This is a genomic window from Nocardioides sp. Root151 (assembly GCF_001427925.1).
GTDB lineage: Bacteria > Actinomycetota > Actinomycetes > Propionibacteriales > Nocardioidaceae > Nocardioides.
In genome coordinates, this window is the sequence record NZ_LMGG01000001.1 from 1,575,662 (window position 1) to 1,601,343 (window position 25,682).

General features: G+C 70.4%; 25 protein-coding genes. 9 read left to right on the plus strand and 16 right to left on the minus strand.

The window, feature by feature from the left end; all coding sequences use genetic code 11:
* Window positions 1-62: 62 nt before the first annotated feature.
* Window positions 63-347 carry a hypothetical protein gene (locus ASD66_RS07525; RefSeq protein WP_200949901.1) on the minus strand — a complete coding sequence of 95 codons (285 nt, stop codon included), beginning with the start codon at window positions 345-347 and terminating at the stop codon, window positions 63-65.
* 209 nt (window positions 348-556) lie between these two features.
* On the opposite strand from ASD66_RS07525, the gene ASD66_RS07530 reads away from it, so the two are divergent.
* Window positions 557-1,423, plus strand: coding sequence for an Fpg/Nei family DNA glycosylase (locus ASD66_RS07530; RefSeq protein WP_056890464.1), 867 nt, complete (start codon window positions 557-559; stop codon window positions 1,421-1,423).
* Window positions 1,424-1,433: 10 nt separating this feature from the next.
* Window positions 1,434-1,766 carry a rhodanese-like domain-containing protein gene (locus ASD66_RS07535; RefSeq protein ID WP_056684462.1) on the plus strand — a complete coding sequence of 111 codons (333 nt, stop codon included), beginning with the start codon at window positions 1,434-1,436 and terminating at the stop codon, window positions 1,764-1,766.
* 6 nt (window positions 1,767-1,772) lie between these two features.
* Here the strand turns inward: ASD66_RS07535 and ASD66_RS07540 are convergent, their stop codons facing one another.
* From ASD66_RS07540 to aat, 5 genes are all read right to left on the minus strand, one after another.
* A complete protein-coding gene (locus ASD66_RS07540) occupies window positions 1,773-2,333 on the minus strand; it encodes a hypothetical protein (protein ID WP_056890465.1) in 561 nt (186 codons plus the stop codon).
* Between the two features lie 31 nt (window positions 2,334-2,364).
* Window positions 2,365-2,844: a hypothetical protein gene (locus ASD66_RS07545; protein WP_056890466.1), complete on the minus strand. Its 480-nt coding sequence runs from the start codon at window positions 2,842-2,844 to the stop codon at window positions 2,365-2,367.
* A 140-nt stretch (window positions 2,845-2,984) separates the two neighbouring features.
* Entirely contained in the window at window positions 2,985-3,329 is a 345-nt protein-coding gene (locus tag ASD66_RS07550) for a hypothetical protein (RefSeq protein ID WP_056684452.1), read from the minus strand.
* A gap of 164 nt (window positions 3,330-3,493) precedes the next feature.
* Window positions 3,494-4,024, minus strand: coding sequence for a hypothetical protein (locus ASD66_RS07555; RefSeq protein WP_056890467.1), 531 nt, complete (start codon window positions 4,022-4,024; stop codon window positions 3,494-3,496).
* 117 nt (window positions 4,025-4,141) lie between these two features.
* Window positions 4,142-4,801: a leucyl/phenylalanyl-tRNA--protein transferase gene (aat, locus tag ASD66_RS07560; protein ID WP_056890468.1), complete on the minus strand. Its 660-nt coding sequence runs from the start codon at window positions 4,799-4,801 to the stop codon at window positions 4,142-4,144.
* 18 nt (window positions 4,802-4,819) lie between these two features.
* On the opposite strand from aat, the gene ASD66_RS07565 reads away from it, so the two are divergent.
* On the plus strand, window positions 4,820-5,500 hold the full coding sequence (locus ASD66_RS07565; RefSeq protein WP_056890469.1) for an EcsC family protein: 681 nt from the start codon (window positions 4,820-4,822) through the stop codon (window positions 5,498-5,500).
* Here ASD66_RS07565 and ASD66_RS07570 read toward each other — a convergent pair.
* The 6 genes from ASD66_RS07570 to ASD66_RS07595 are packed head-to-tail and all read right to left on the minus strand — an operon-like array spanning window position 5,461 to window position 13,410.
* Window positions 5,461-6,675 carry a hypothetical protein gene (locus ASD66_RS07570; RefSeq protein WP_056890470.1) on the minus strand — a complete coding sequence of 405 codons (1,215 nt, stop codon included), beginning with the start codon at window positions 6,673-6,675 and terminating at the stop codon, window positions 5,461-5,463. The genes ASD66_RS07565 and ASD66_RS07570 overlap by 40 nt on opposite strands.
* Window positions 6,672-7,811: a hypothetical protein gene (locus tag ASD66_RS07575; protein ID WP_056890471.1), complete on the minus strand. Its 1,140-nt coding sequence runs from the start codon at window positions 7,809-7,811 to the stop codon at window positions 6,672-6,674. The genes ASD66_RS07570 and ASD66_RS07575 overlap by 4 nt, the downstream gene beginning before the upstream one ends.
* A gap of 4 nt (window positions 7,812-7,815) precedes the next feature.
* Window positions 7,816-8,904: a hypothetical protein gene (locus ASD66_RS07580; protein WP_056890472.1), complete on the minus strand. Its 1,089-nt coding sequence runs from the start codon at window positions 8,902-8,904 to the stop codon at window positions 7,816-7,818.
* 42 nt (window positions 8,905-8,946) lie between these two features.
* Complete coding sequence (locus ASD66_RS07585) at window positions 8,947-9,864, minus strand: hydroxymethylglutaryl-CoA lyase (RefSeq protein WP_056890473.1); 918 nt, start codon at window positions 9,862-9,864, stop codon at window positions 8,947-8,949.
* Window positions 9,861-11,777, minus strand: a complete 1,917-nt coding sequence (locus ASD66_RS07590; RefSeq protein WP_056890474.1) for an acetyl/propionyl/methylcrotonyl-CoA carboxylase subunit alpha — start codon at window positions 11,775-11,777, stop codon at window positions 9,861-9,863. The genes ASD66_RS07585 and ASD66_RS07590 overlap by 4 nt, the downstream gene beginning before the upstream one ends.
* Before the next feature lie 4 nt (window positions 11,778-11,781).
* Window positions 11,782-13,410 (minus strand): carboxyl transferase domain-containing protein, encoded by a 1,629-nt coding sequence (locus ASD66_RS07595; protein WP_082599362.1) that lies wholly within the window; start codon window positions 13,408-13,410, stop codon window positions 11,782-11,784.
* 81 nt (window positions 13,411-13,491) lie between these two features.
* Here ASD66_RS07595 and ASD66_RS07600 point away from each other — a divergent pair, with 81 nt between their 5' ends.
* The 3 genes from ASD66_RS07600 (at window position 13,492) to ASD66_RS07610 (ending at window position 15,843) form a co-directional block, all read left to right on the plus strand.
* Window positions 13,492-14,037, plus strand: a complete 546-nt coding sequence (locus tag ASD66_RS07600) for a TetR/AcrR family transcriptional regulator (protein WP_056684422.1) — start codon at window positions 13,492-13,494, stop codon at window positions 14,035-14,037.
* 42 nt (window positions 14,038-14,079) lie between these two features.
* A complete protein-coding gene (locus ASD66_RS07605) occupies window positions 14,080-14,658 on the plus strand; it encodes a class I SAM-dependent methyltransferase (RefSeq protein WP_056890475.1) in 579 nt (192 codons plus the stop codon).
* Window positions 14,659-14,931: 273 nt separating this feature from the next.
* Window positions 14,932-15,843 (plus strand): MBL fold metallo-hydrolase, encoded by a 912-nt coding sequence (locus ASD66_RS07610; RefSeq protein WP_056890476.1) that lies wholly within the window; start codon window positions 14,932-14,934, stop codon window positions 15,841-15,843.
* Between the two features lie 96 nt (window positions 15,844-15,939).
* Here ASD66_RS07610 and ASD66_RS07615 read toward each other — a convergent pair whose 3' ends face one another.
* From ASD66_RS07615 to ASD66_RS07630, 4 genes are all read right to left on the minus strand, one after another.
* Window positions 15,940-16,641, minus strand: a complete 702-nt coding sequence (locus ASD66_RS07615) for a hypothetical protein (protein WP_056890477.1) — start codon at window positions 16,639-16,641, stop codon at window positions 15,940-15,942.
* Complete coding sequence (locus ASD66_RS07620) at window positions 16,638-19,361, minus strand: DEAD/DEAH box helicase (protein WP_056890478.1); 2,724 nt, start codon at window positions 19,359-19,361, stop codon at window positions 16,638-16,640. The genes ASD66_RS07615 and ASD66_RS07620 overlap by 4 nt, the downstream gene beginning before the upstream one ends.
* Before the next feature lie 119 nt (window positions 19,362-19,480).
* Entirely contained in the window at window positions 19,481-20,587 is a 1,107-nt protein-coding gene (locus tag ASD66_RS07625; RefSeq protein WP_056890479.1) for a hypothetical protein, read from the minus strand.
* Between the two features lie 51 nt (window positions 20,588-20,638).
* Window positions 20,639-22,093: a M28 family peptidase gene (locus ASD66_RS07630; protein ID WP_082599363.1), complete on the minus strand. Its 1,455-nt coding sequence runs from the start codon at window positions 22,091-22,093 to the stop codon at window positions 20,639-20,641.
* Between the two features lie 158 nt (window positions 22,094-22,251).
* Here ASD66_RS07630 and ASD66_RS07635 point away from each other — a divergent pair, with 158 nt between their 5' ends.
* The 3 genes from ASD66_RS07635 to ASD66_RS07645 all read left to right on the plus strand — a co-directional run bounded on the left by ASD66_RS07635 (window position 22,252) and on the right by ASD66_RS07645 (window position 25,616).
* The gene (locus tag ASD66_RS07635; RefSeq protein ID WP_056890480.1) at window positions 22,252-23,376 is read left to right on the plus strand and encodes a GTP-binding protein; all 1,125 of its coding nucleotides are present in this window, start codon (window positions 22,252-22,254) and stop codon (window positions 23,374-23,376) included.
* A 30-nt stretch (window positions 23,377-23,406) separates the two neighbouring features.
* Entirely contained in the window at window positions 23,407-23,901 is a 495-nt protein-coding gene (locus ASD66_RS07640) for a glutathione peroxidase (RefSeq protein ID WP_056684399.1), read from the plus strand.
* A gap of 158 nt (window positions 23,902-24,059) precedes the next feature.
* Window positions 24,060-25,616 carry a DHA2 family efflux MFS transporter permease subunit gene (locus ASD66_RS07645; protein ID WP_056684396.1) on the plus strand — a complete coding sequence of 519 codons (1,557 nt, stop codon included), beginning with the start codon at window positions 24,060-24,062 and terminating at the stop codon, window positions 25,614-25,616.
* Window positions 25,617-25,682: the final 66 nt, after the last annotated feature.

The window sequence follows — 25,682 nt, forward strand, 5'->3', positions numbered from 1 at the left end:
CCTAGCGAGTCCGATCAAGACGTCCTGCGTGGCGGTCGCCCGGAGAACCGGGCCGCAGGACGTTACGCCGGACGTCCTGCGTGGCGGTCGCCCGGAGAACCGGGCCGCAGGACGTCGTGAGCGGGGTGGGCTTCGTCGTACGCCGAGGCAAGGCCGGCGCGCAACGCGTCGATCAGGTCGGGCACCTCGTCGACGGCGAGCCGGAACGACGCGGCGCAGACGTTGTCGCGCCACAGCGACAGCACCACCACGCCGGCCTCGTGGTGCCAGGTCACCTTGAGCGCACGGTCGCCACCGCGGGCGTCGAGGTGGATCGACCCCGCCCGGGAGAACGGCGAGCGTGCCATGGACCAATGATGCCCCTGCCCCGGGCATCTGTCACCGGCTTGACCCGTCCGGCCGCCGCCGGCTCCACCGAGCAGCACCCGTGCGCGGACCGTTCAACATGCAGTTCGCGCGCCGGACCGGCCGGCTGAGCGGGGCCACGGGCGGCGTACGGCCGAACTGCATGTTCAACGGCACACTCGACGACCTGGAAGGCCACTAGGCTGGGCGCGTGCCCGAGCTGCCGGAGGTCGAAGCGCTCACCCGGGACCTCGCGTCCCGGCTGGACGGGCGCGCCATCGCGAAGATCCACATCGCCGCGTTCAGTGCACTGAAGACCTTCGACCCGCCGCTGTCGGCGGTGGAGGGCACCTTCGTCGAGGGCGTCACCCGGCACGGCAAGTTCCTCGACATCAGCACCGGCGGCCTCCACGTGATCCTGCACCTGGCCCGCGCCGGCTGGGTGCGCTGGCGCGACGAGGTGCCCAAGCTGCCGCCGAAGCCGAGCAACAAGTCGCCGATGGCCGCCCGCATCGTGCTGGACGACGACAGTGGCCTCGACATCACCGAGGCCGGCACCAAGAAGAGCCTCGCCCTGTACGTCGCCCGCTCGCCGCAGGACGTCGAGGGCATCGCCCGGCTGGGCCCGGACCCGCTGGCCGAGGAGTTCACGGTCGACGTGCTCCGCGAGATCCTGCACGACGCCGGGCGCGCGCAGATCAAGGGCGTGCTGCGCCACCAGGGCACCATCGCCGGCATCGGCAACGCCTACTCCGACGAGCTCCTTCACGCCGCGAAGATGTCGCCGTTCAAGCCGGCCTCCTCACTCGACGACACCGAGGTCAACGTGTTGTACGCCGCGATCCGCGACGTACTCGGTGCGGCGGTGGCCCGCGCCGACGGTGTCGCGATGAGCGAGCTCAAGGGTGAGAAGAAGTCGAACCTCGCCGTGCACGGCAAGACCGGCGCGAAGTGCCCGGTCTGCGGTGACGTGGTCCGTGAGGTGTCGTTCGCCGACTCCAGCCTGCAGTACTGCGCGACCTGCCAGACCGGCGGCAAGCCGCTGGCCGACCGCCGGACCAGCAAGTTCCTCAAGTAACCTCGGGCGCATGCACGTTCCCACCGTCAGCATCACCGGCGTCCCCGATCCGTTGCCCGAGGGGCTGCACGTCCTCGACGTGCGCGAGCAGGTCGAGTGGGACCACGGCCACATCGACGGCGCCCAGCACATCCCGCTCTCCGAGCTCGGCAACCGGCTCGACGACGTGCCGCACGAGCAGACCCTCGTCGTGTGCAAGGTCGGCGGCCGCTCGGCGCAGGCGACCGCCTGGCTGGCCAGCCAGGGCCGCGACGTGGTGAACCTCGACGGCGGCATGCTCGACTGGGAGGGCGCCGGCCGTCCCATGGTGAGTGAGACCGGCCAGGCGCCCCAGGTGGTCTGAGTCGACCTATTCGGTGGCCATGTCCGAGGGGAGCATGGTCAGCAGGCTGCTCGGGAAGTCACTGGGCAGGTTGGACAGGAGGTCGCTCGGGATCTCGCTGGGCAGGCCGCTCGGCAGCTCGCTCGGCAGGCCGGACGGGAGCTCGCTCGGCAGGTCTGAGGGGATGTCGCTCGGCAGGTCGGAGGGCAGGCCCGTGGGCAGGTCACCGACACACTTCTCGGCGTAGTACTCGCCGAACGCCCGGCCCTTCTTCTCGTCGTCCTTGCCCAGGTCGTCGATGGCGCCCTCGAGATCCTTCTCGCTGTCCGCGTCGTCGTACGCGTCGACGAGGAGCTCGAAGCCCTCCCGGGCGTCGTCGGGGATGCCGTCGGGCGTGCCGACATCGGCCAGGTCCTTCACGGCGTCCTTGGCCTTGTCGAAGTCGTCACCCGTGGAGGAGTTGACCTTCTCCATGGCGTCACAGAAGTCGCCCTTCGACGCGTCGTCGGGTGAGCCGCCGCACGCGGCGGTCAGGCCACCCAGCAGGGTGAGGGAGGCCGCCACGGCGGCAAGTCGCTTGATCTGCACAGTCACTCCTGAGTCGGTGGTGCGGTGGGTGTCAGAGGCACTCGCGGTTGACGTAGGCCAGGAACGCGTCGACCTGGGCCTTCTCGTCGGGGGTGAAGGAGTTGCCGGCCTTGGTCAGCTCGGCCTCGGTCTTCGCGCCGTTGACCATCTTGATCAGGATCTGCAGGCCGGCGGCCTCGTCGGAGCTGAGCTCGGACGGCGGGGTGGCCTCGGCCAGGCCCGCGCCCCAGCTCTTGATCTCGGTGAAGCCGCCCTCGTCGAAGCCCTCCGCGGTGGCCGCGGTGCAGAACTCCGAGGTGTTCGGGTCGGTCGACTCGGTTTCCGTCGACTCCGTCTCGGTGGGCGTCTCGCTGACGTCATCGGTGGGGGTCTCGGTGGTTTCGGAGGTGGACTCACCGGGGCTGGCCGGGTCGCCGGCGCGGGTGTCGCCGCTCGAGTCGTCGTCGCCACAGGCTGCGGTGGTGCCGGCAAGCAGGATGGCGCTGGCACACAGGAATGCGATTCGACGCATGGGTCACACCTCTCGTCTTCGTCCCCGGGCAGAGCCCTGCCCGGGGACGTACATCAAACCAATGCCCCGGCCCGCAACGCGAACTGCGGGGCGGCCCGGAGAGGCCGCCCCGCAGTCACGCTGCACACCTTGGAACAGGCTTACTGGCATTCCTTGGCGTAGTACTTGCCGAAGGCCTCGGTGGCCTTCTTGTCGTCGCCCTTGACGTCGACGTCGTCGAGGTCCTTCTCGCTGTCGGCGTCGCCCACCTCGTCAACCAGGAACTCGAAGCCGTCACGGGCGTCGTCGTCGATGTTCTCCGGCGTACCGGTGTCGCTGAGCTCGTCGACGGCGTCCTTGTACTTGTCGAAGTCGTCGCCGGCCTTGCCGACCTTGTCCATCGCCTTGCAGAAATCGTCCTTGGACGCGTCGTCCGGGGAGCCGCCACATGCGGCCAGTCCGCCAACCAGGACCAGGCTCGCGCCCACGAGTGCGAGTCGTCGCATCCCGTCACCTCTTCGTCAATAGGGAATGTCTGTCGCCACGTTCCCATCCCAATGAGATTCCATGCATGTACGACACAGATTTCTTGAGAAATTCCTGAGAACAGCGGGCCAACCGCTCCCTGATCCCGACATCCGGGGCAAAATGTGCCCGCCCGCCAGCCGGGTCAGTTGGACGGCGACGTGCTCGGCGCTGCCGGCATCGAGCAGGTCTCGGACTCGAAGGCGCTGTACGCCTGGACCGCTGCCTGCTGCTCCGGTGTGGCCTTCTCGACCTCCTGCACGAACTGCTTCTCGCTCGATGACTTCGCCAGGGCGGACTCCAGGTAGGCCAGGCCGGCCTCGGCGTCACTGCCCGCGTCGTCGGGAAGGTTCTCGACGAGGTCGCCGACGGCGTCCTTCAGGTCGTCGATCTCCTCGGCCGCCGTCGCGTCCTCGGCGGCCTGGCAGAAGTCGGCGTTGGACGGGTCGACGCTGGCACCGTCGGAGGGCGCCTCACTGGACTCGTCGTCGTCCGTGGTGTCGTCGGACTCCTCGGACGCATCGTCGGACGCGTCCGCGGATTCGGTCGAGTCGGTCGGTGAGGCGGACGAGGTCTCGTCGTCCTTCTTCGAGTCGTCGCCGGAATCGTCACCGCAGCCGGCGGTGAGGCCGGCCAGCAGCAAGAGGCTGGCGCAGGCAAGTGTGGCTCGTCGCATCCCGGTCACTCCTCGGGTCGATGGAATTTCCCCGTTCAACTCCGCCCATCCTGACTCACGGCACCTGAGCCGACACCGGGGCGGGGTACGGCGCCGGTACCCGAGGATCGACAGTGCTCAGGCGAACGCCTTCGGCAGTGGGACCACGACGGCGCGCCGCAGCCGCTCGAGGTACGCCGACCGCGGCACCTCCACCACGCCCAGGGAGGCCAAGTGCTCGGTCCGCCACTGCACGTCGAGCAGCCGGCCCTCGACCCCGTCATCGAGCAGGTCGACCAGCCCGACGAGGGCCACCTTCGAGGCATCGCGCTCGTGGTGGAACATCGACTCACCCGCGAAGAGCCCACCCGTCGCGACGCCGTACAACCCGCCGGCAAGTCGGCCGTCGCGCCAGGCCTCGACGGAGTGCGCCCACCCGAGGTGGTGCAGGTCGACGTACGCCGCACGGATGCCGCCGTCGATCCAGGAGCCTTCGCGCGAAGGATCGGCACAGGCGTCGATCACCTCCTCGAAGGCGGTGTCGACGCGGATCTCGAAGTCACGGCACGACCTGCGCAATGAACGCGTGACCCTCATCCCGTCGAGTGGCAGGACGCCACGGAGCTGGGGCGACCACCAACCGAGGTCGTCGCCCTCCAGCGGCATCGGGAAGAAGCCCGCGCGGTAGGCGCGCAGCAGCGTTCCCGGCTGCAGGTCCGCGCCCATCGCGATCAGGTCGTCGGCCACGGGCGAGGGATCGGGGAACTCCCACGGCGTGACGGGCGGTTCGACGGGCACGCACCTAGGATGCACCGCATGGGTATCGGATCGAGCATCACCAAGCGGATCACGCCGAAGATCACGCAGGCAGCACCCAACCTGACTTCCGGGTTCGTCCGCGAGGCGCTCAGGCGGGCGATCGAGGGCGTGGGCCCCCTGCCGTCGGCCGAGACGACCGCCCGGCGCAAGCTCGAGAAGGAGGACGGCGACGTCGACCGAGCGATCCGCGAGACCATCGAGCTGCACGCCGCCTACGCCGGCGCCGAGGGCTTCGCCACGAACCTCGGCGGCCTGGTCACGGCCGCCGCCGCACTGCCCGCGAACATCACCGGCCTGGCCCTGATCCAGTGCCGGATGATCTCGGTGATCGCGTCGTTGCGCGGCTACGACCTCGACGACCAGCGGGTCCGCAACGCGATCCTGGCCTGCGCCCTCGGCGAGGACGCGGTGAAGAAGATGGTGAAGTCGAAGAAGCTGCCGGCACCGCCGATGGCCCTGGCCACCGCGCCCGTGCACGACGCCGCCCTCGACAGGACCATCGCGTCCGAGGTGGCCGCGTCGCTGATCGGCAAGGTCGCGGGCAAGCGCCTCGCCACCACGATCGGGCGACGAGTCCCGGTGGTGGGCGGCGTCGTCGGCATGAGCGCCGACGCATGGAGCACCTGGCAGGTCGGCCGCTATGCCGGCCGCGAGCTCCTGCCCCGCACCCGACGGTAGAGGCCGAGCATCCGGCGCCCCCAGCCCTTGTCCTCGGCGGAGCGGACGATCTTCTCGCGGGCGCGGTACGTCGGTCGCAGGTAGGCCCGCTCCAGCGCGATCTGGGTGTCGCGGAGCTCGTCGCGCAGGTCGGCCTCGACCTGGCGCATGCGGGCACCCTCGAGCAGCAGCGCGTGGATCGCGTCGAGCGCAGCGGCGTTGACCTCGCGATGGCGCGGGCGGTCGGGGTCGCTGAACTCCACCGGGTTGCGGTCCGGGATGAGGTCGTCGAGATCACCGACCACGTCGTACCGCCGCGCGCGCAGCTCGTCGACCCAGGCGTGGGAGAGCTCGTCGGCCCAGGTCCAGACGTCCGGCGGGAGCGCCAGCCGCGGCGACTCCGCGCGCCGGGACAGGGTCTGGTGGGCCAGGAGCTCGCGCACCAGAGGCCGGTAGGCACTCGGCTCGACGTCGGCGTTCGAGGTCTTGTTGATCCGCCGGATCAGGGCCGTCTCGGGGACGCCGAGCGACGGGTTGGCCCGCTCGACGTGCAGGTCGAGGTCGAGGCCGCCGAGGTCGAAGGCCTCGGCGAAGCGCTCCCAGAGCAGCGTCTTGGGTGCGCCCGGCTTCGGCACGGTGACGACGTGGACGCGTGACGGATCGAGCTCGGCGCCCCATCGGTTGAGGATGTCGGGAATCTCCTGGACGCCCCAGAACCACGTGGCGATGCGGCCGGCGCGGTCGGGGTCCTGCACCTGGGCGAGGAACCTGCGGTAGCTGATCGTGCGCCGGTGCTTGATGTTCTCCTGCCACTCCGCCGGGATCTGGCGGACCAGGTCGCGCACCGACAGCACCACGTGGATCTCGGTGTCGGGGTGGCCCAGCGTCTCGAGGGCCCGGCGGATCTGCGTGCGGTCGGCGGTGGCCAGGATCTCGTGGCTGATGATCGCGGTTCCGGGCCACTCGCGCACCTGGGCGGCGAGCCGGTCCCATGCCCCGACGGCCTGGGTCTCCAGACCGCCCCACGGAAGCCGCATCAGGTCGAGCGCCGCCAGGAAGTGCCCGTCGAAACGGTCGGCCGGGTAGAGCACGCCCTGTCCGGCGAGGTGGTCGCGGTTGCTGAACAGCACGTCCTGGAGGTAGGACGTGCCGGTCTTCGGGGTCCCGACGTGGAGGATGACCCGCTTCGGGCTCACGTATCGATCTCCTTGACCTTCAGCAACGTTCTCAGGGCCACGTCGAGGACACCGTCATCGGTCGGACCGGCAGCACGTGGCTGGTCGGTCGGGACGAGGGCGTCCAGATCCCCGAGCACAGGGTATCCAGCAACCCGGAGTTCATCGCGCATTCGCATCGCCCGGTGGCGCACCCACTCCAGGTGGCGGGGCGGTACGACGCGGCGGCGGCCGGTCTCGTCGGCCAGCCACGGCAGCAGCACGTCACGGAGGAGGTGCTGGTGCCGATCGGGGTCGGCCAACACCCGGAGCACCACGTTGACGTGGCGCACGACGTCGAGGGCTTCCGGTGAGAGCCCCACTCTCGTCGCGTCGACCGGTCGTCGGCAGCCGACCAGGCCGGCGACCAGCGGGACGTGATGGGCAGCCGCGACGATGTGCACACGGTCGGCACCCAACCGAGCGGCCTGGTTGGCGGCCACCGAGGGCAGGTCGAGCACCCGGGGCAGCCGGTCGTTGCGGGCCCAGCCGGCCAGCCACCAACGCCACGAGGGGTTCACCGCGTGCTGCACCCGCCAGCTCCACACGTCGGCCAGCATGCCGGCCAGGTCGTCGGCCAGGATCACCGCGACGGGCGATCGACGTCCCGGCGCCGCCCCGGCGCGGACCAGGGTGGTGCGCACCTGCGACACGGCCAGCGGGTCGCCGTACAGGCTGTAGGCACGGCGCCACGGGAGCGCGGCCCGCGGCTTCTCGACCACCGGCTCGCCCGGCTCGTGCGCGACGACGAGGTCGGCGAGCAGGCCGACCGCCATCCGGATCAGCTCGTCGCCGGGCAGTTCCGCGGGATCGACGGGCCGGGGCCCGAAGCGGGAGCCGGTGTGCACGCCGACGAGCTCCAGGTCGGGTTGGCCGCGCCCGGGTCCGCTGGTCTCGAAGACCCGGTCGACCAGCGCTGCATGCTCCGCAGAGTCGACCCCGCCGACCAGGTTCAGCCGACGGGCCACCTCGAGCTGGATCGCCCCGGGCAGGAGGCTGCCGCGGGAGTCGACGCTGCCGGTGAAGTCGCTCCACGGGGTCGTGCCGCCGGCGCGGAGGTGGTCGACCCAGGCCCAGGCGCGATGGAGACCGGGCTCCCGATGCGCGTCACTGCTCAAGCCGTCACCGCTGCCGCATCTGCTCGGCGCGCGCCTTGAGGCGGGCACCGATCTCGCGTGAGGGGTCGGGACGACTGGCCGCCTCGCGAGTCATCACCGTGAGCGCACTGACCGCGGCCTTGGTGATCGCCTTGGCCCGGACCTCGTTGGGGTCCTCCGGCAGGTCCGCGGGCGGCTCTCCGGAGCGCAGGTCGGCCAGGTCGCCGACCACGTCGACGCCGACGCGCTCGGCCCACGCGATCCACCGCTCGGCCTCACCCTGCGCCCAGGCGTAGTGGGCCGGCGGGAGCTGCACCTTGCGCGACCGGCGCCGCCCGAGCTCACTTCGGTCGAGCATCGTCTGGATCAGCTCGTCGTGGGCCGCCGTGCTGCGGGTGGTGCGGTCGAGCTGACGGTTCAGCCGTCGCAACAGCTCCGTCTCGGCGACGCCGAGCCCCGCGTTGGAGCGCTCACTGTCGAGGGGCGCCCACGTCGGGTCGACCCCGAACGCGGTGCAGAAGCGCTTCCAGAGCAGGTTGGAGTCAGTGCGCCCCTGCGGGACGGTGACCACGTGGAGGCGTTCGGGAGGGAGGCTCCTCCCCCACGCTTCCAGCACGGCCGGCAGGTCGAAGGCCTTCATGAACCAGGGACTGCCGTGCTCGGCCTTGGCCAGGAACCGCTCGAAGGTCCACCGCCGGCCCTGCTTGACGCTCTCCTGCCACGCGGCGGGCAGCTGGCGGACCATGTCCCGGGCGCTGTAGACCACGTGGATCTCACTGTCGGACAGGTCGTTCATCACGCGGGCGATCTTGTCGGCCGGTGCCGGCGCGAGGATCTCGTGGCTGATGATCACCGTGCCGCTGCGCCGGCGTACCTGCTTGAGCATGGTGGCCCAGGAGCCGTCCGCGTGCCCCGAAGGTCCGCCCCAGTCCTGGCCGAGGAGGTCGAGGGCCGCACGGAAGTGGAACAGGGTCGGATCGGCGAAGAGCCGCTTGTTCGGGAAGTGCACACCGTGGCCGGTCAGGCCGCGGGCGTTGAGCGCCAGCCTGTCCTGCACATAGGTGGTGCCGGTCTTCGGCGCCCCGATGTGCAGGTAGACCTTGCGCTTGCTCATGGGCGGCATTGTGCCGCACGCGTCATGACAGCACCGCACCCGTCATGACAGCGCGGTGACCACCCGCGAGGGGCTGGGCCGTCCGAGGTGTCCGGCCATCCAGGTGCTGGTCGCGACCAGCGCCTCGAGGTCGACCCCGGTCTCGATGCCGAGTCCGTGGAGCATCCAGACGAGATCTTCCGTGGCCAGGTTGCCCGTGGCGCTCTCGGCGTACGGGCAGCCGCCGAGGCCGCCCGCGCTGGCGTCGAACGTCGTCACGCCGGCCTCGAGCGCGGCGTACGCGTTGGCCAGCGCCTGGCCGTAGGTGTCGTGGAAGTGGACCGCAAGGTGGTCGACGCCGAGGCCAGCTTCGTCGAAGGCGCCGATCAGCCGCTTCACGTGGCCGGCGGTGCCGACGCCGATCGTGTCGCCCAGGCTGAGCTGGCTGGCGCCGAGGTCGAAGAGCCGCTTGCCGACGCCGACGACCTGCTCGACCGGCACGTCGCCCTCCCACGGGTCGCCGAAGCACATCGACACGTAGGCGCGCACGTCCATGCCGGCCTCGCGGGCCCGGCGTACGGTCGGCTCGAACATCGCGAACTGCTCGTCGAGGCTGCGGTTGAGGTTCTTGGTGGCGAAGGTCTCCGTGGCGCTGCCGAAGATCGCGATGTGCTTGAGACCCAGCTCGAGCGCCCGGTCGAGGCCACGCTCGTTGGGCACCAGCACCGGCAGCTCCGGATTGGCCAACCCCTCCATCAGCTCCTTCGCGTCGGCGAGCTGCGGCACCCACTTGGGGTGCACGAAGCTGGTCGCCTCCACGATCGGGAGCCCTGCGTCGAGGAGCCGCCGGATGAACTCGGCCTTCACCTCGGTCTGCACGATCGCCTTCTCGTTCTGCAGGCCGTCGCGGGGTCCGACCTCCCAGATCGTGACCTTGTCCGGGAGCGCGGTCGCGCTCTCGACGCGTTGCGGTTGCCTCATGCGCCTGCCTCCACTTCGAAGAGTACGGCGCCCAACGGCACCTGCTCGCCGACCTTCGGGTGCACGGCGACGACGGTGCCGTCGAAGGGCGCCTTGAGGGCGAGCTCCATCTTCATCGCCTCCATGGTGCCGAGCACGTCGCCCTCCTTGACCTCCTGGCCGCTGGTGGCGTTGACCGCCAGGACGGTGCCGGGCATCGGGGCGAGCAGGGTGCCGTCACCGACCACGGGCCCGTGGTCGCCGAACACGTCGGGGCGTTCGAAGTTGAAGCGCTGCCCACGCAGGGCGACGTCGATGCCGTGCTCCTGGGCGTTGACGACGGCGTCGATGCGTTGGCCGTCGACCCGCAGGCTGGCGACGTGGTCGGCCATCGAGCGCTCGACCACACGGGTGTCGTCGACCAGTCCTGCGGCGCGGTCGACGCGGACCACCTGGTCGAGCTCGACCAGGGTGGGTACGGCGGGGCCGCCGTCACGCCATCCGTCGGCCATCAAGGGTCCGGGCCTCTCGACCAGGCGGGCGATCGCCACGTCGGTCCACGCCGCGATGGTGCGGGCCAACGACGGATCCGGCGCGGTCGGCGGGTGGCGGTCGAGCCAGGCCGTGTCGATCTCCGCGTCGCGGAACGCGTCGCTCTCGGCGATCTCGCGCAGGAAGCCGGTGTTGGTGGTCAGGCCGAGGATCGAGGTGCGCTCGAGCGCCGTGACCAGCTGGCGACGGGCCTCCTCGCGGTCCCTGCCGACGGCGATCACCTTGCCGAGCATCGGGTCGAAGCTGGTGGAGACGACCTGGTTGCTCTCCAGCGCCGCGTCGACGCGCATGCCGTCCCGGGTGCCCTCGAACGGCGGCACCGGCCAGCGCACGAGGGTGGCGTTGCCGGCCTGGGGAAGGAAGCCCGAGTAGGGGTCCTCCGCGTAGACGCGGGCCTCGATGGCGTGGCCGTCGAGCCAGAGGTCGTCCTGCGTGAACGGCAGCTCCTCGCCCGACGCGACCGCCAGCTGCACGGCCACGAGGTCGACCTTGTCGCCGCTCGGCGTAAAGGCCACGACGGACTCGGTGACCGGGTGCTCGACCTGGAGGCGGGTGTTCATCTCCAGGAAGTAGGCCTCACCGGTGTCGGCGTCGAGGAGGAACTCGACCGTTCCGGCGTTGACGTAGCCGACCTGCTTCGAGAGGGCGACCGAGGCACCGGTGATCAGCGCACGGGTGGCCTCGTCGATGGTGGGCGCGGGGGCCTCCTCGAGCACCTTCTGGTGGCGCCGCTGCGTGGAGCAGTCGCGCTCGAAGAGGTGGACGACGTTGCCGTGGGAGTCGGCCATCACCTGCACCTCGATGTGGCGACCGCGCTCGACGTACTTCTCGATCAGCATGGTGTCGTCGCCGAACGACTTCGCGGCCTCACGCTTCGCGGCGGCGACCGCGGCCTCGAACTCGTCGGCCGCGCGCACGATGCGCATGCCCTTGCCGCCCCCGCCGGCCGCAGCCTTGACCAGGATCGGGTAGTTCATCGAGGCCGGGTCGTCGTCGATGCCGTAGCTCGGCACGACCGGCACGCCGGCCGCGATCGCGACCTCGCGAGCGGCGTCCTTGCGGCCCATCCGGTCCATCACGTCGGCGCTCGGGCCGACCAGGGTGAGCCCGGCCTGCTCGACCGCGCGGGCGAACTCTGCGCGTTCCGACAGGAAGCCGTAGCCCGGGTGGATGGCCTCGGCGCCGGAGTCCTTCGCGGCCTGCACGACCGCGTCGATGTCGAGGTAGGCCTCGACCCGGACGGCGTGGTCGGCCTCACGGACGTGCGGCGCCGTGGCGTCGAGGTCGGTGTGGATCGCGACGGTCCGGATGCCGAGGGCGCGGGCGCTGCAGATGACGCGCAGCGCGATCTCGCCACGGTTGGCGATCAAAAGAGTCTTCACCTGTTCACATCCTGAAGATTCCGTAGGAGGGCTCGGGCAGCGGCGCGTGCGCGGCCGCAGCCAGGCCCAGGCCGAGCACGCGGCGCGTGTCGGCGGGGTCGATCACGCCGTCGTCCCAGATGCGCGCGGTGGAGTAGTAGGGCGAGCCCTGGGCTTCGTACTGGTCGCGGATCGGCGCCTTGAACTGCTCCTCCTCGTCGGCCGACCACTCGCCGCCCTTGGCCTCGATGCCGTCGCGCTTGACCGTGGCCAGCACGCTCGCGGCCTGCTCGCCGCCCATCACCGAGATGCGCGCGTTGGGCCACATCCACAGGAAGCGCGGGTCGTAGGCCCGGCCGCACATGCCGTAGTTGCCGGCCCCGAACGAGCCACCGATGACCACGGTGAACTTGGGTACGACGCTGCACGCCACCGCGGTGACCAGCTTGGCGCCGTCCTTGGCGATGCCGCGGTTCTCGTACTCGCGACCGACCATGAAGCCGGTGATGTTCTGCAGGAAGACCAGCGGGATCTTGCGCTGATTGCACAGCTCGATGAAGTGCGCGCCCTTGAGGCTGGACTCGCTGAACAGGATGCCGTTGTTGGCCACGATGCCCACCGGGTGACCCCAGATGCGGGCGAAGCCGCAGACCATCGTCTCGCCGTAGTACTGCTTGAACTCGGTGAACCGGCTGGCGTCGACGACGCGGCGGATCACCTCGCGGACGTCGTACGGCGTGCGGGTGTCGCTGGGCACCACGTCGTACAACGTCTCGGGCGCCTCGTGCGGCTCCTCCGGCTCGAGCACCTCCCACGGCGTGGAGGTGGGCCGCGGCACGGTCTCGATGATGCCGCGCACGATGGCCAGCGCGTGGGCGTCGTCGTTGGCGAGGTGGTCGACCACGCCGGACTTGCGGGCGTGCACGTCGCCGCCGCCGAGGTCCTCCGCGGTGACGACCTCACCGGTCGCCGCCTTCACCAGGGGCGGGCCGCCGAGGAAGATCGTCGCCTGGTTCTTCACGATCACGGTCTCGTCGGACATGGCGGGCACGTAGGCGCCGCCGGCGGTGCACGAGCCCATCACCGAGGCGATCTGCGGGATGCCCTCGCCGCTCATGTTGGCCTGGTTGAAGAAGATGCGGCCGAAGTGCTCCTTGTCGGGGAAGACGTCGTCCTGCATCGGCAGGAACGCGCCGCCGGAGTCGACCAGCGAGATGACCGGGAGCTTGTTGGCGCGGGCGATCTCCTGCGCGCGCAGGTGCTTCTTGACCGTCATCGGGTAGTAGGTGCCGCCCTTGACCGTCGCGTCGTTGGCGATGATCACGCAGGTGCGGCCGCTGACCTGGCCGAGGCCGGTGACGATGCCGGCGCTGGGCACGGCGTTCTCGTCACCCTCCTTGCCGTACATGCCGGTCGCTGCCAGGGCACTGAACTCGAGGAAGGGACTGCCCGGGTCCAGGAGCCTGTTGACCCGCTCGCGCACCAGCAGCTTGCCGCGGTCGGTGTGCTTGGTGCGGGCCGCCTCGTTGCCACCGGCGCCGTCGTTGCGTACGGCGGCCAGGCGGTCGCGCAGCTCGTCGACGGCAGCCCGCAGGCCTCCGGACTCGGTGTCGGTCACGTGCCCTCCCAGAAGATCTTGTTGGTTAATGATCATTAACCGTTGCTTAGGCTACGACACATCCGAGGATTGCGCACCCTCGTCGTCCTGAACAGTGCGTGGCCTACTCTGTCGCGCATGAGCCGACGCGAACAGATCCTCGCCACCGCGGCGACGCTGTTCGCCGAACGTGGCTTCCACGGGGTCTCGGTCGGCGAGCTCGGCGCAGCGTGCGGCATGAGCGGCCCCGCGCTCTACAAGCACTTCCCGGCCAAGGACGCGATCCTCGCCGAGATGCTGGTCGCGATCAGCGAGGAGCTCCTCAGCGTCGGGCGCTCTCGAGTGGCCGCGTCGACCGACCCGCGCTCGGCCCTGGAAGCGCTGATCGACTGGCACATCTCCTTCGCGTTGGCCAACAAGGCGCTGATCGTCGTACAGGACCGGGACTGGGCCTCGCTGCCTGCCGAGGCGCGCGAGAAGGTCCGCACCCTCCAGCGGTCGTACGTCGACCTGTGGGCCGGCGAGCTGCGCAAGGCCGACGACTCGTTGACCCTGGTCGCGGCCCGGGCCAGGGCCCACGCCACGTTCGGCCTGCTCAACTCGACGCCGCACAGCGCCTTCCTGCCGGAGAAGGAGATGCGCCGACTGCTCCAGGACATGGCCGCCCGCGCGCTCGGCCTCTGACCGAGCCGGGTGGCCGTCCGTCGGCGTGGGAGACTCGGGAGCGTGAGCACCAGGTGGTTCGACGAGCGGTCCCTCGAGCAACGTGAGGACTACAGCCAGCGATTCGTGAGGATCGCGGCCCAGGGCAAGGACGTCGACGGCGAGGCCAGGTTCATCGACGCGATGGCGAAGCGCGGCTCCCGGATCCTCGATGCGGGCTGCGGTGCCGGACGGGTCGCCGCCGCACTCGCCCGGGTCGGGCACGACGTGGTCGGCGTCGACGCCGATCCGCTGCTGATCGAAGCGGGCCACGAGCAGCACCCCGACGTACGCCTGGAAGTGCTCGACCTCGTCGACCTGACGCCGTCGCTCGGCACCTTCGACGTGATCGTGTGCGCCGGCAACGTGATGGTCTACGTCGACCCGGGCTCCGAGCCGCGGGTGCTGGCGGCGATGGCCTCTGTGCTGGCGCCGGGCGGCCGGGCGGTGTTCGGCTTCCACCTCGACCGGCCCTACTCGACCTCCGATCTCGACCGTGACGCGTCCGCTGTCGGTTGGACCCTCGAGCACCGCTTCGGCACCTGGGAGCTCGATCCCTTCACCGATGCCTCCGACTGGGCGGTCTCGGTCTACCGCGGTTGACCCGGCTCGTCGTCCAGCCCGAGCCAGCCGTCGACAGGCGCTGAGCGGATCCCCGGCCTCGCGCGTAGGTCCCCAGAGAGTCCATCGCGCGCTCGGTCGGCCGGGCCGATTGGCCTCGAATGCTGACCGCAGAGGGGGCCAATCGGATCGGCAGATGCAGCGGGACACCGACCTGGCCGTCGCCGTGAGCCCAACGCACACCCGACAGCACGCCCGCTGCGGAAGGAGGTCGACACGGTCCTCCTCGGTCGGTCCAAGGTCTAGCCTCGGGCCATGCGCCTTCGCTTCGGACGCCCGGACCTCGCCCAGTACGCCGACCGGTTCGACGTACCTGCTGCGGACAGTGACCTCTCGGTGACCTTCCTGGGAGTGGCCACCCTGCTGGTCAGCGACGGCGAGACCTCGTTGATGACCGACGGGTTCTTCAGCCGGCCGAGCCTGCCCAGGGTGGCGCTGCGCGCGTTGAACCCGGACGACTCACGCATCGACACTGCGTTGAACCGGGTCGGCGTCGACCGACTGGCCGCCGTACTGCCGGTGCACAGCCACTTCGACCATGCGATGGACTCCGCCGTCGTCGCCGAGCGCACCGGTGCGCAGCTGGTCGGCGGCACCTCGACCGCGAACATCGGGCGCGGCCACGGACTGCCCGAGTCACGCATCGACGAGGTGGCGCCGGGCGACTCGCTGACCTTCGGCGACTTCACGCTCACCCTGGTCGAGAGCCACCACTGCCCACCGGACCGCTATCCGGGCACGATCGACACTCCCGTGGGTACGCCGGCCCGCGCGTCGGCGTACAAGTGCGGCGAGGCGTGGTCGACGTTCATCCGGCACGCGTCGGGGCGTTCGGTGCTCGTCCAGGGCAGCGCCGGGTTCGTCCCCGGTGCCCTCGCAGAGCAGAGCGCGGACGTCGTCTACCTCGGCATCGGGCAGCTCGGGGTCCAGCCCGAGGAGTACATGACCACGTTCTGGCAGGAGACGGTGCGCGCGGTGGGCGCCCGACGCGTGGTCCTGATCCACTGGGACGACTTCTTCAGGCCGCTCGACGAGCCGATGCGGGCACTGCCCTACGCCGGTGACGACCTCGACGAGACGATGCGGGTGCTCGACCCGTTGGCGCGTGCCGACGGCGTCGACCTGCACTTCCCGACGGTGTGGCGTCGCGAGGACCCCTGGGCCTGAACCGACCACCAAGAATCCACGGCTCGCGCATCAAGAACCCACGGCTCGCGCATCAAGAATTGCAGGTTCGCGACGCAAGGATTGACGGTTCGTGGGTCAGAGGAGGTGGTCGACGTCGGCGCCTTCTTCGAGCAGCTCCAACACGCGTGCGGCCCGAAGGGCAGCATCGACTCCCACGTCGACATCCGCGAGAAGCTCGGGGTCTGCGCTGCCTTCCGCTGACTGGGGTTCCGTCTCGGCGCCCTGGACCTGGCGGGCGTGCAGCTGGGCGAGCAGCTCCTCGCGCGGGAGGCCGCGCAGGTGGAGCAGGGCCAGGGCGTCGTCGTCGATCAGCCAGGTGAACTGGGTCAGCACGGCGAGGCCGTGCACGCACGGCTGGGCCCACGCCTCGCAGCTGCACTCGGCCGACAGCTCCCCGCCGTACGGCAGCAGCTCGACGCCGGCGTCCTCGGCGTCCTCGACCAGCTGGTGCGGGAGGTCGCCGTCGAGCAGCCGGGCGATGCGCCCGGACTCGGCGGCCACCAGCTCGACGAACGTGGCGATGCCCTCACCCGACAGGGTGGGCATCGCGATCTGGACCGTCCAGGCGTCGTCCCCCTGCTGCACCGCGGCGAAGAGGCTGCCCCGGTCGAGGGTCAACGCGCCGACGTGCCCGCCCCGGGCCAGGGCTCGGCCGGTGCGCAGGTCGGTGAGGTGGTAGGCCGCCTCCTCGACGGCCCGCGACCAGGCCTTGCTCCACCACGGAGCTGACCTGGTCGAGCGGCGCGGGGCGAACCGGGGATGGGTGACCGCGCTCAATCGGTGCTCCGCAGGGTGACCAGGTCGCGCAGGTCGTCGTTGCTCAGCTCGGTCAGCGCCGCCTCGCCGCGGGCCAGCACCGAGTCGGCCAGTGCCCGCTTGCGGGTCAGCAGCTCGGCGATGCGCTCCTCGATCGTGCCGCGGGTGATCAGCCGGTGCACCTGCACCGGCCGGGTCTGTCCGATGCGGTAGGCCCGGTCGGTGGCCTGCTCCTCGACGGCGGGGTTCCACCAGCGGTCGAAGTGGATGACGTGGTCGGCCGCGGTCAGGTTGAGCCCGGTGCCGCCGGCCTTGAGCGAGAGCAGGAAGACCGGCACCTCGCCCCGCTGGAAACGGTCGACCATCGCCGAACGCTCCTGCACGGGCGTGCCGCCGTACAGGAACTGGGTCGGGACGCCGGTGTGCGCCAGGTGCTGCTCGAGCAATCGCGCCATCTGCACGTATTGGGTGAAGATCAGCACCGCGCCCTCCTCGGCGAGCACGGTGCCGAGGAGCTCGTCGAGCAGGTCGAGCTTCTCGGAGCGACCGGCGAGGCGGGAACTGGCCTGCTTGAGGTAGTGCGCCGGGTGGTTGCAGATCTGCTTGAGCCCGGTCAGCAGCTGGAGCACGAGGCCGCGGCGGGCGTGCTCGTCGGCCTGCTCGATGCGCTCCATCGACTCGCGCACCAGCGTCTCGTAGAGCACCGCCTGCTCGCGGGTGAGCTGGAGCGGGTGGTCGGTCTCGGTCTTGGCCGGCAGCTCGGGCGCGATCCCGGGGTCGGACTTGCGACGGCGCAGCAGGAACGGCTCGATCAGGTCGGCGAACTGGCGCGCCTTGGTCGGCTCGAGGCCGGACTCGATCGGGCCGGCCCACACCTTGCGGAACGCGTTGCGCGAGCCGAGCAGCCCGGGGATCGCCCAGTCGAGGATCGCCCACAGCTCGGTCAGGTTGTTCTCGACCGGGGTGCCCGACAGGGCGATGCGGGCCTGGCCGTCGATCGTGCGCAGCGCCCGGGCCGTGGAGGACTGCGGGTTCTTCACGTGTTGCGCCTCGTCGGCGACCACGAGGTCCCACTCGACACCGGCCAGCTCTCGCTTGCCCTTCGGCTGTCCGTCGGCGCGCATCGTGCCGTACGTCGTGAGCACGAAGCCCGACTCCAGCCCCTCGAGGGTGCGCTGGCCGCCGTGGAAGCGGCGTACGTCGACTCCGGGGGCGAAGCGGTTGATCTCGGCCTCCCAGTTGCCCAGCAGTGAGGCCGGGCAGACCACCAGCACCGGTCCGGTGTGGCCGCGCTCGAGACGGTGCAGGTGGAGCGCGATCACGGTGATCGTCTTGCCGAGGCCCATGTCGTCGGCCAGGCAGGCACCCAGGCCGAGGGAGCTCATCTCGGCCAGCCAGGTCAGGCCGTGCAGCTGGTAGTCACGCAGCGTGGCCCGCAACGCGGATGGCGCGGCGAGCGGATCGCGGGTGGCGGCAGTGCGGATGCGCTCGCGTACCTTCTCGAGCGTCGCCCCGACGATCACCGACGTGTCGACCTCGTCGACGGCGATCGTGCCGGTCAGGGTGGCGGCCAGGGCCTGGGCCGGCCTGGCCGTGCTGATCAGCCGCTTCTTGGCCCGCTTGGCGACCTTGGGGTCGACCAGCATCCAGTTGTCGCGCAGCTTGATCACCGGGCTGGTGGCGGCAGCCAGCTCGTCCATCTCGGCCTCGGTGAGCGGGTCGCCGTGCAGGGCCACCTGCCAGTTGAAGCTGAACAGCGCGTCGGTGCCGAAGAGCCCGTCGACCAACGGCTCCTCCTGCTTGCCGCCCCCGGGCCGAAGGACCGCGCGGGTGGTCAGGTCATGCCCGAGCGAGCGTGGGAAGAGGACGTCGACCCCCCGGGCCTGGAGCGCGGTCAACCCGTCGTCGAGCAGGCTGGCGACCTCGACCGAGTCGAGGGTGATCTGGTCGGGGACGCGCAGCTCGAGGAGTCGCTCGAGCACCGGCCAGGCCTCGGCCGCGGCCCGGAGCGCCTGGCTGGCATGGATGTGGGCGCGCGAGCCGAAACCGTGGGTGGCGTCGGCCGGGCGCTCGGTCCACAACCGCGCGGCGTCGGCGAAGTGGAGCGGATTCTGCTCGTCGTGCACCTGGAGCACGAGGCGCACGGAGCCGCCGATCAGCTCCTCCTCGTCGGCCTCGATGCGCAGCCCCAGGGAGACGAGGTGGGGCAGGTCGTCGGGCCGGGCCAGCCGCGACACCCGCTCCTGGATGCGGGCGGTGACGTCGGCGTGCGGAGCCCTGCGCTTCAGGCCGCCGGGACCTCCACTGCCGATGCCGGTCGGGCGCGCGGGTCGTCGTACGGACGTGGAGGACGGGGCGGAGCGGGCCATCGCGTCGGCGACGGCGTGCACCACACCTCGCACCAGGCCGAGCGGGTCGGTGGTGCCGTCGTGGTCGCGGGACTCCGCGAGCAGGCGCAGCCGCTCCTCGTCGGCGTGCTCGAGCGTCGCGATGCGCCAGCCGCCGGTGCCTGGCTCGAGCTTGCCGGCAGCCACGAACTGCATGCCGAGCAGCGCCGCACCGGCCAGCAGACCCACACTCGGGTGTACGTCGTCGCGGCCGCGGGCCCGGGTCAGGACCGGAAGGGCGGCCCGCATCGGCAGGCTGACCGTGCGCCGGTCGTCACTGAACTCGACCACACTGTCGCGGGCCGGGTCGGCGACGTGGAAGGTCGCCGGTCCGGTGACGGGGACGAAGCTCAAGCGGGGCCTCCCAGGTGGCCGAGGTGCGGGCTGCCGACGTTAGCCGGTGCAGCCGACAGTGTGCCGTGCCCGCACAAGCCACCTCGTCCCTGTCGCCGCCGGGAAGCGAACGAGTCTGCTCAGACGGGAGGCCGGGTCGGCGCCTGGCGGTTGTTCGGCAGCATCCCCAGCGCCCGGCCGACGGCCAGCGCGAGACCGATGGCGCCGAGCGCGGCCAGCACGACACCCCACCAGGTCGGGTGCTCGACCGCGAGCGCGAACGTGGCAGCGGGAAGGATCGAGGTCAGCATCGCCAGGATGAGCACGCGGTAGCCGTCGTGGCCGCGCAGCCACCAGGCGGCCGCCCAGACGAGCGTGAGGATCGCTCCGAAGACGAGCAGGAACCACACGTCGTTGGTGTAGGGGTTGTCCGGCTGCTTGGGCTCCCCTCCGTCCATCTCGTCGAACCCGGAGAACGCCATCGACACGGCAGCGATGGCGACGAGCGCAACCAGCGTGACCGCGTAGGCGCCGACCGCGAAGGCACCCACGATGAGCGCGGTCAGGTCACGGGTGGGCAGGAACCATCCAGCGACGGTGATCATCAGTGTGAAGACGAGGACGACGAGGCCGAGGGCGATGCCGAAGTTGTCGCCGTCGATGTCGTCGACGCCGTAGGTGTCGTCGAAGACCTGCACGTAGAGCAGGAAGATGCCGACGATGGCTGCGACCACGAACGCGGGCTGGCGGATCAGGTAGTAGCCGCCGGCGCAGAGCGCCACGATGACCGCGCCGACGCCGTAGACGGCAAAGTCGTTGTCGTCCAGGCCAACGCCGATCATCTGGCCCACTCCGATGGCCCCGAGTGCACCGGGCCACGACATCAGGTTTGCCTTGCGCGCCGGGTCCTGCACGAGGAACCACCCGGCGGCGGCACCGGCCAGGAGGACGACTGTGGCACCGATGCCGACCAGGTAGTTCGACCAGTCGATGTCGCCGTCCTCGCGGGTCCACACGGTGGAGACGGCGACGGCCGCACTGAGCAGCGCCGTGCCGAAGACCACCAGGAGTACGTCGGGACGCAGCCACACCGGCACCAACGAGTTGGCGAAGAACGGCGCGCGTCCTCCGCCGGCACGCGTGGCGTCCAGCGCAGCCTGGGCCTGGTCGGGAGACAGCTGTCCGGCGGCCACGAGCTGGTTGAGCGCCTGGTACGTCGGGTCGTGCTGCTGCGGCATCTGCGTCATGACAGAACCTTCCCCCGGTGGCGCAGCGATCAAACGCGCGCCGCGCCGAGGTCACCCGGCAGAAGTGAGGGACACGTCGTCGATGACGAAGTCCGAGGCCAGGTAGGCGTCCTCGGTTCCCACGAAGGTGAGCGCCACCGACTGCCCGGCGTACGCCGACAGGTCGAGCGCGATGCTCCGGTAGTCACCTGCGTCGAGGTTCGACCACGTGCCGAGCGTCGTGGAGCCGGCCTTGACCCGGAGCGTGTCGTAGGCCTGGCCGGTGGTGTCCTCGTCGGTGTCGACCCTGAGCCAGAACGTGAGCCGGCCGGCGTCGGGCACGGTGACGGTCTGCGCGACGCTGTCGGTGTGCGCCCGGCCGTAGCCGTTGAGCCACGCCTTGCCCGAACCGCCGTGCGCGGACTGGTCGAGGTCGGTGGTGACCACGCCGTTGGTGGCCTGCCATCCGGTGGTGCCGTCCTCGAAGCCGCCGTTGGTGATCGCGTCGTCGCCGGTCGGCGGCTCCGTCGTGCCGCCACCGAAGTCGTGGTCGGCCCACGCCCACAGGGTGTCCGCGATCAGGTCGGCGTTCAGGTCGAGTGCCGCGGTGTCGAGGTTGTCGATGTCGTCGCAGGCGGAGTGGTAGCACGGGTCATAGGCCTGCCCTGCCTGCCCGCCCCATTTCGCGGCCTGCGTCGAGGTCTTGGTCCCCTCGGCGCCGGAGAACGTGCCGGCGGTGGGAATGCCGCGTTGCATGAACGCGGCGTGGTCGGAGCGACCGTCGACGTCGATGTAGTCGGAGTCGATGCCGGCCGCGTCGTACGACGCGGTCAGGCTGTCGCGCAGCTCGGTGCCGTTCGCGTCGTCGTCGTAGACGAAGTAGCCGGGGTTCGGCGAGCCGACCATGTCGAAGTTGAAGTACGCCGCCAGGTCGTCGACCTCCACTGTCGAGAGGCTGTCGACGTAGTGCGTGGAGCCGAGGAGACCGAGCTCCTCCGCGCCCCAGAATCCGAAGCGCACGTGGTTCGTCGGCTCCGCGCCGCTCTGCGCGAACGCGAGGGCGCTGGCCAGGATCGCTGCGGAGCCGGTGCCGTTGTCGTTGATGCCCGGCCCCTCGTCGACGCTGTCGAGGTGGCCGCCCATCATCACGGTGTTCGTCGGGTCGCCGCCCGGCCAGTCGGCGATCAGGTTGTACGACGTACCGGCCCGGGTGCTGAACGACTGCACCTCGGTGACGAACCCTGCGGCGTCGAGCTGGGCCTGGACGTAGTCGAGCGAGGCGCGGTAGCCGGGCTGCCCGGTGTAGCGGTTGCCGCCGTTGGCCTCGGCGATCGACTGGAACTCCTCGAGATGCGCCGTCACCGCGCTGAGCGGGATGTCCGGCGCGTCCGCCAGGGCTGCCGGCTGAGGGTCGACAGTGGCGCCGCCGGACAGGGCGGTGGCGCTGCCGGGCAGGGCAAGTGCGACTCCGGCGGCGAGGGTCGCGATGCCGGCCAGGGCCGCAATGCGAGTGCGTGCGGGTGTCATGCGGTGGATCCTCCCGAGAGGGCATGGCCGTCACCTCGACGGCCGGGTCGAGCCCAACACTCGGGTCTGGGCCGGAGTCCGGCAAGGCATCCGACCCCGTTAACTTTTGCCGCATCTCGGGTTGTGTTTGAGAACCATTCTCATTTAGGGTCAGGGCCATGCGTTCGTTCACCAGCCGCCAGACTCCCGTCGTCGTCCTTGCCGGCCTCACCCGTGAGGCCCAGGAGCCGGTCGAAGCCAGCCTCGCGTTCACCCTGCCCGACTCGGCCCTGGCCCGCTTCGAGCTCGACGTGATGGGCCAGACGATCACTCGTGTCGTCTCCGACGCGACCGGCATCCTCGAGCGCGAGACCGTGCCCCTCGACCACGCGTGCCTCTCCTGCGCACTGCGCCACGAGATCGTGCCGACGCTGGCCCGCCTGTCCGAAGCGGGTCGCTGGGCCTCACTGGTGCTGAGCCTCCCGCCGGCCGCCCACACCTCGGCACTCACCGCGGCCCTGCCGCCGATGCTCGAGCGCCGGCCCCTGCTGACCATGGGCGCGGTCGTCGCCGCTCTCGACGGGTCCCGCCTGCTCGACGACCTGTGCGGCGACGATCTCCTGCGCGAGCGCGACGACCAGCGCCACGCCGGCGACATCCGCGCCGTGGGCGAGGTGCTGGTCGACCTGCTCGGCGCTGCCGACCTGCTGGTGCTCGACGGCGCCGCTGACGACGTGGCCCGGGCCCTGGTCGACGAGGTGCGCGCCCCCGGCGCCGTGCTCGTCCCCGAGTGCACCGAGCTGACCGCCGGGCAGTTGCTCACCCCGGGCACCGCCCCGTCGTCGTACGACGCGCCGCAGCCGGCCTTCCTCCCCGCCCGGGTCGACGAGGACGGGGTCACCGACTGCACGTCACCCCTGGCCGAGGAGACAGGCGTCTGGACGGTGATGCTCGACTCCTGGCGGGCCTTCCACCCGCAACGACTGATGGACTCGATCGAGTCCCTCGGCGGTCACTCCTACATCGGTCGCGGCACCTTCTGGCTGCCCACCCATCCCGACAGCGTCGCACTGTGGGCCGGCTCCGGTGGCCAGCTGAGCATCGGCACCGCCGAGCACCGCCCGGTCCGCGGGCCCCGCACGCACCTGGTGATCACCGGATGCGACGAGCGGCGCGACCAGGTCCTCCACGACCTCGACGCCGCCCTGATGACCGACGCCGAGCTGGCCGCCGGCCTGGCCCGCTGGGTCGGTCGCGACGACGGCTTCGGCCCGTGGCTGGGTGCCCGCTCGGCCAGCGCCTGACTCCTTCCGGACTCCGGCTAGGCTCGCCGCATGAGCATCCTCGACGCCCCCATCGCCCGCCTCGACGGCACCAGCGCGACCCTCGGCGAGATCACCGGCGGCAAGCCCGCGCTGCTCGTCAACGTCGCCTCCAAGTGCGGGCTCACCCCGCAGTACACCGCTCTCGAGCAGCTGCACGAGCAGTACGCCGACCGCGGCTTCTCGGTCATCGGCATCCCGTGCAACCAGTTCGGCGGCCAGGAGCCCGGCACGTCGGACGAGATCGCCGAGTTCTGCTCCGCGACGTACGGCGTGACCTTCCCGATGACCGAGAAGGTCGAGGTCAACGGTGACGGCCGGCACCCGATCTACGCCGAGCTGGCCAAGGTGCCCGACGAGGAGGGTGAGGCCGGCGACGTGCAGTGGAACTTCGAGAAGTTCCTGATCGCCGCCGACGGCAAGGTCATCTCGCGGTTCCGTCCCGGCGTGACCCCCGACGACCAGCGCCTCGTCGACGGCGTGGAGCGGCTCACCTCGGGTTCCTGAGCCTTGCAGGTTTCCCCGGTGCACCGGGGAAACCTTCGCTCCCCACGGGACATCTGCCGTGGGGAGCGAATGTTCTCCGTGGGAGGTGAGTGAGGTCACGCCCCCGGACAGACAAAAGTAGGGTGCGCCGGACCTGAGCGCTTCCGTATTCTTCTTGGGTGTCTACAACCATCCCGGAGCCCACCGCCGCTCCTCAAGACGACAAGCTCGACAAGAAGGTCCTGATGGTGGCGGGCGTGGTCGTGCTCGGCGCGATCATGTCCATCCTCGACATCACGGTCGTCTCTGTCGCACTCGAGACGTTCCAGAACGACTTCGACGCCACCTCGGCCGAGGTTGCCTGGACCATGACCGGCTACACCCTCGCCCTGGCCTCGGTGATCCCGTTGACCGGCTGGGCAGCCGACCGCTTCGGAACCAAGCGCCTCTACCTGATCGCGGTGACCCTGTTCACCGCCGGGTCCGTGCTCTGCGCGACCGCAGGCGACCTCAACACCCTCGTGCTCTACCGCGTCCTCCAGGGCCTCGGCGGCGGCATGCTGATGCCGCTGGGCATGACGATCCTGACCCGCGCCGCCGGCCCGCACCGCGTCGGCCGCGTGATGGCCGTCCTCGGCATCCCGATGCTCCTCGGACCGATCTTCGGCCCGATCCTCGGTGGGCTCCTGATCGACAAGGCCTCGTGGCACTGGATCTTCCTGATCAACCTGCCGTTGGGCATCCTCGCGTTCGTCTACGCCCAGATCGTGCTGCCGAAGGACAACGTCGAGCCGTCGGAGACCTTCGACTGGCTGGGCATGATCCTGCTCTCCCCCGGTCTGGCCGCCTTCCTGTACGGCGTCTCGTCGATCCCCGAGGCGGGCACCATGTGGGACCGCGAGGTGCTCATCCCCGCCGGAATCGGCGCCGTGCTGATCATCGCGTTCGTGCCGTGGGCGCTGAACAGGCGCAACATCCACCCGCTGGTCGAGCTGCGGCTCTTCCAGAACGTGCAGATGACGATCGCCGTGGTCGCCATGGCGCTCTTCGCGATCGCCTTCTTCGGCGCCAGCCTGCTGTTCCCGCTCTACTTCCAGCAGGTGCGTGACGAGACCGCGCTGGGTGCCGGACTGCTGCTGGCCCCCCAGGGCATCGGCGCGATGATCACCATGCCCATCGCCGGGTTCATGGCCGACAAGCGCGGTCCCGGCAAGGTCGTCATGGTCGGCATCACGCTGGTCACGATCGGCATGGCGATGTTCACCCAGCTCGACGACGACACGTCGTACGCCTACATCCTCGGCTCGCTGTTCGTGATGGGCCTCGGCATGGGCTCCACGATGATGCCGATCATGAGCTCGGCGCTGGCCACGTTGACCGACCACAACATCGCCCGTGGTTCGACGCTGATGAACATCACCCAGCAGGTCGCCGCCTCGATCGGTACGGCGCTCTTCTCGGTGATCCTGACCAACGAGATCAAGGGCAGCCGAGACGCCGGGATGTACGTGTTCCTCAGGTCCAAGCTCTCTCAGGCCTCAGGGGAGAAGGCCACCCAGCTGAAGGCGCAGCTCGACGCCATTGCTCCTGACGCACTGCCCGACCTGGCGTCCGCGTTCGCGACGGTCTTCATCGTCGGCACGGTCCTGGTCGGCTGCGTGCTGATCCCGTCGTTCTTCCTGCCCCGCAAGCCCCCGGAGAAGCCGGTCGACCCGACGGCGATGGTCGGCCACTGAGGTCTGGGCTCACGCTGCACTGACAAGGATGCGATCCGCAGTCACCTGGTGACTGCGGATCGCATC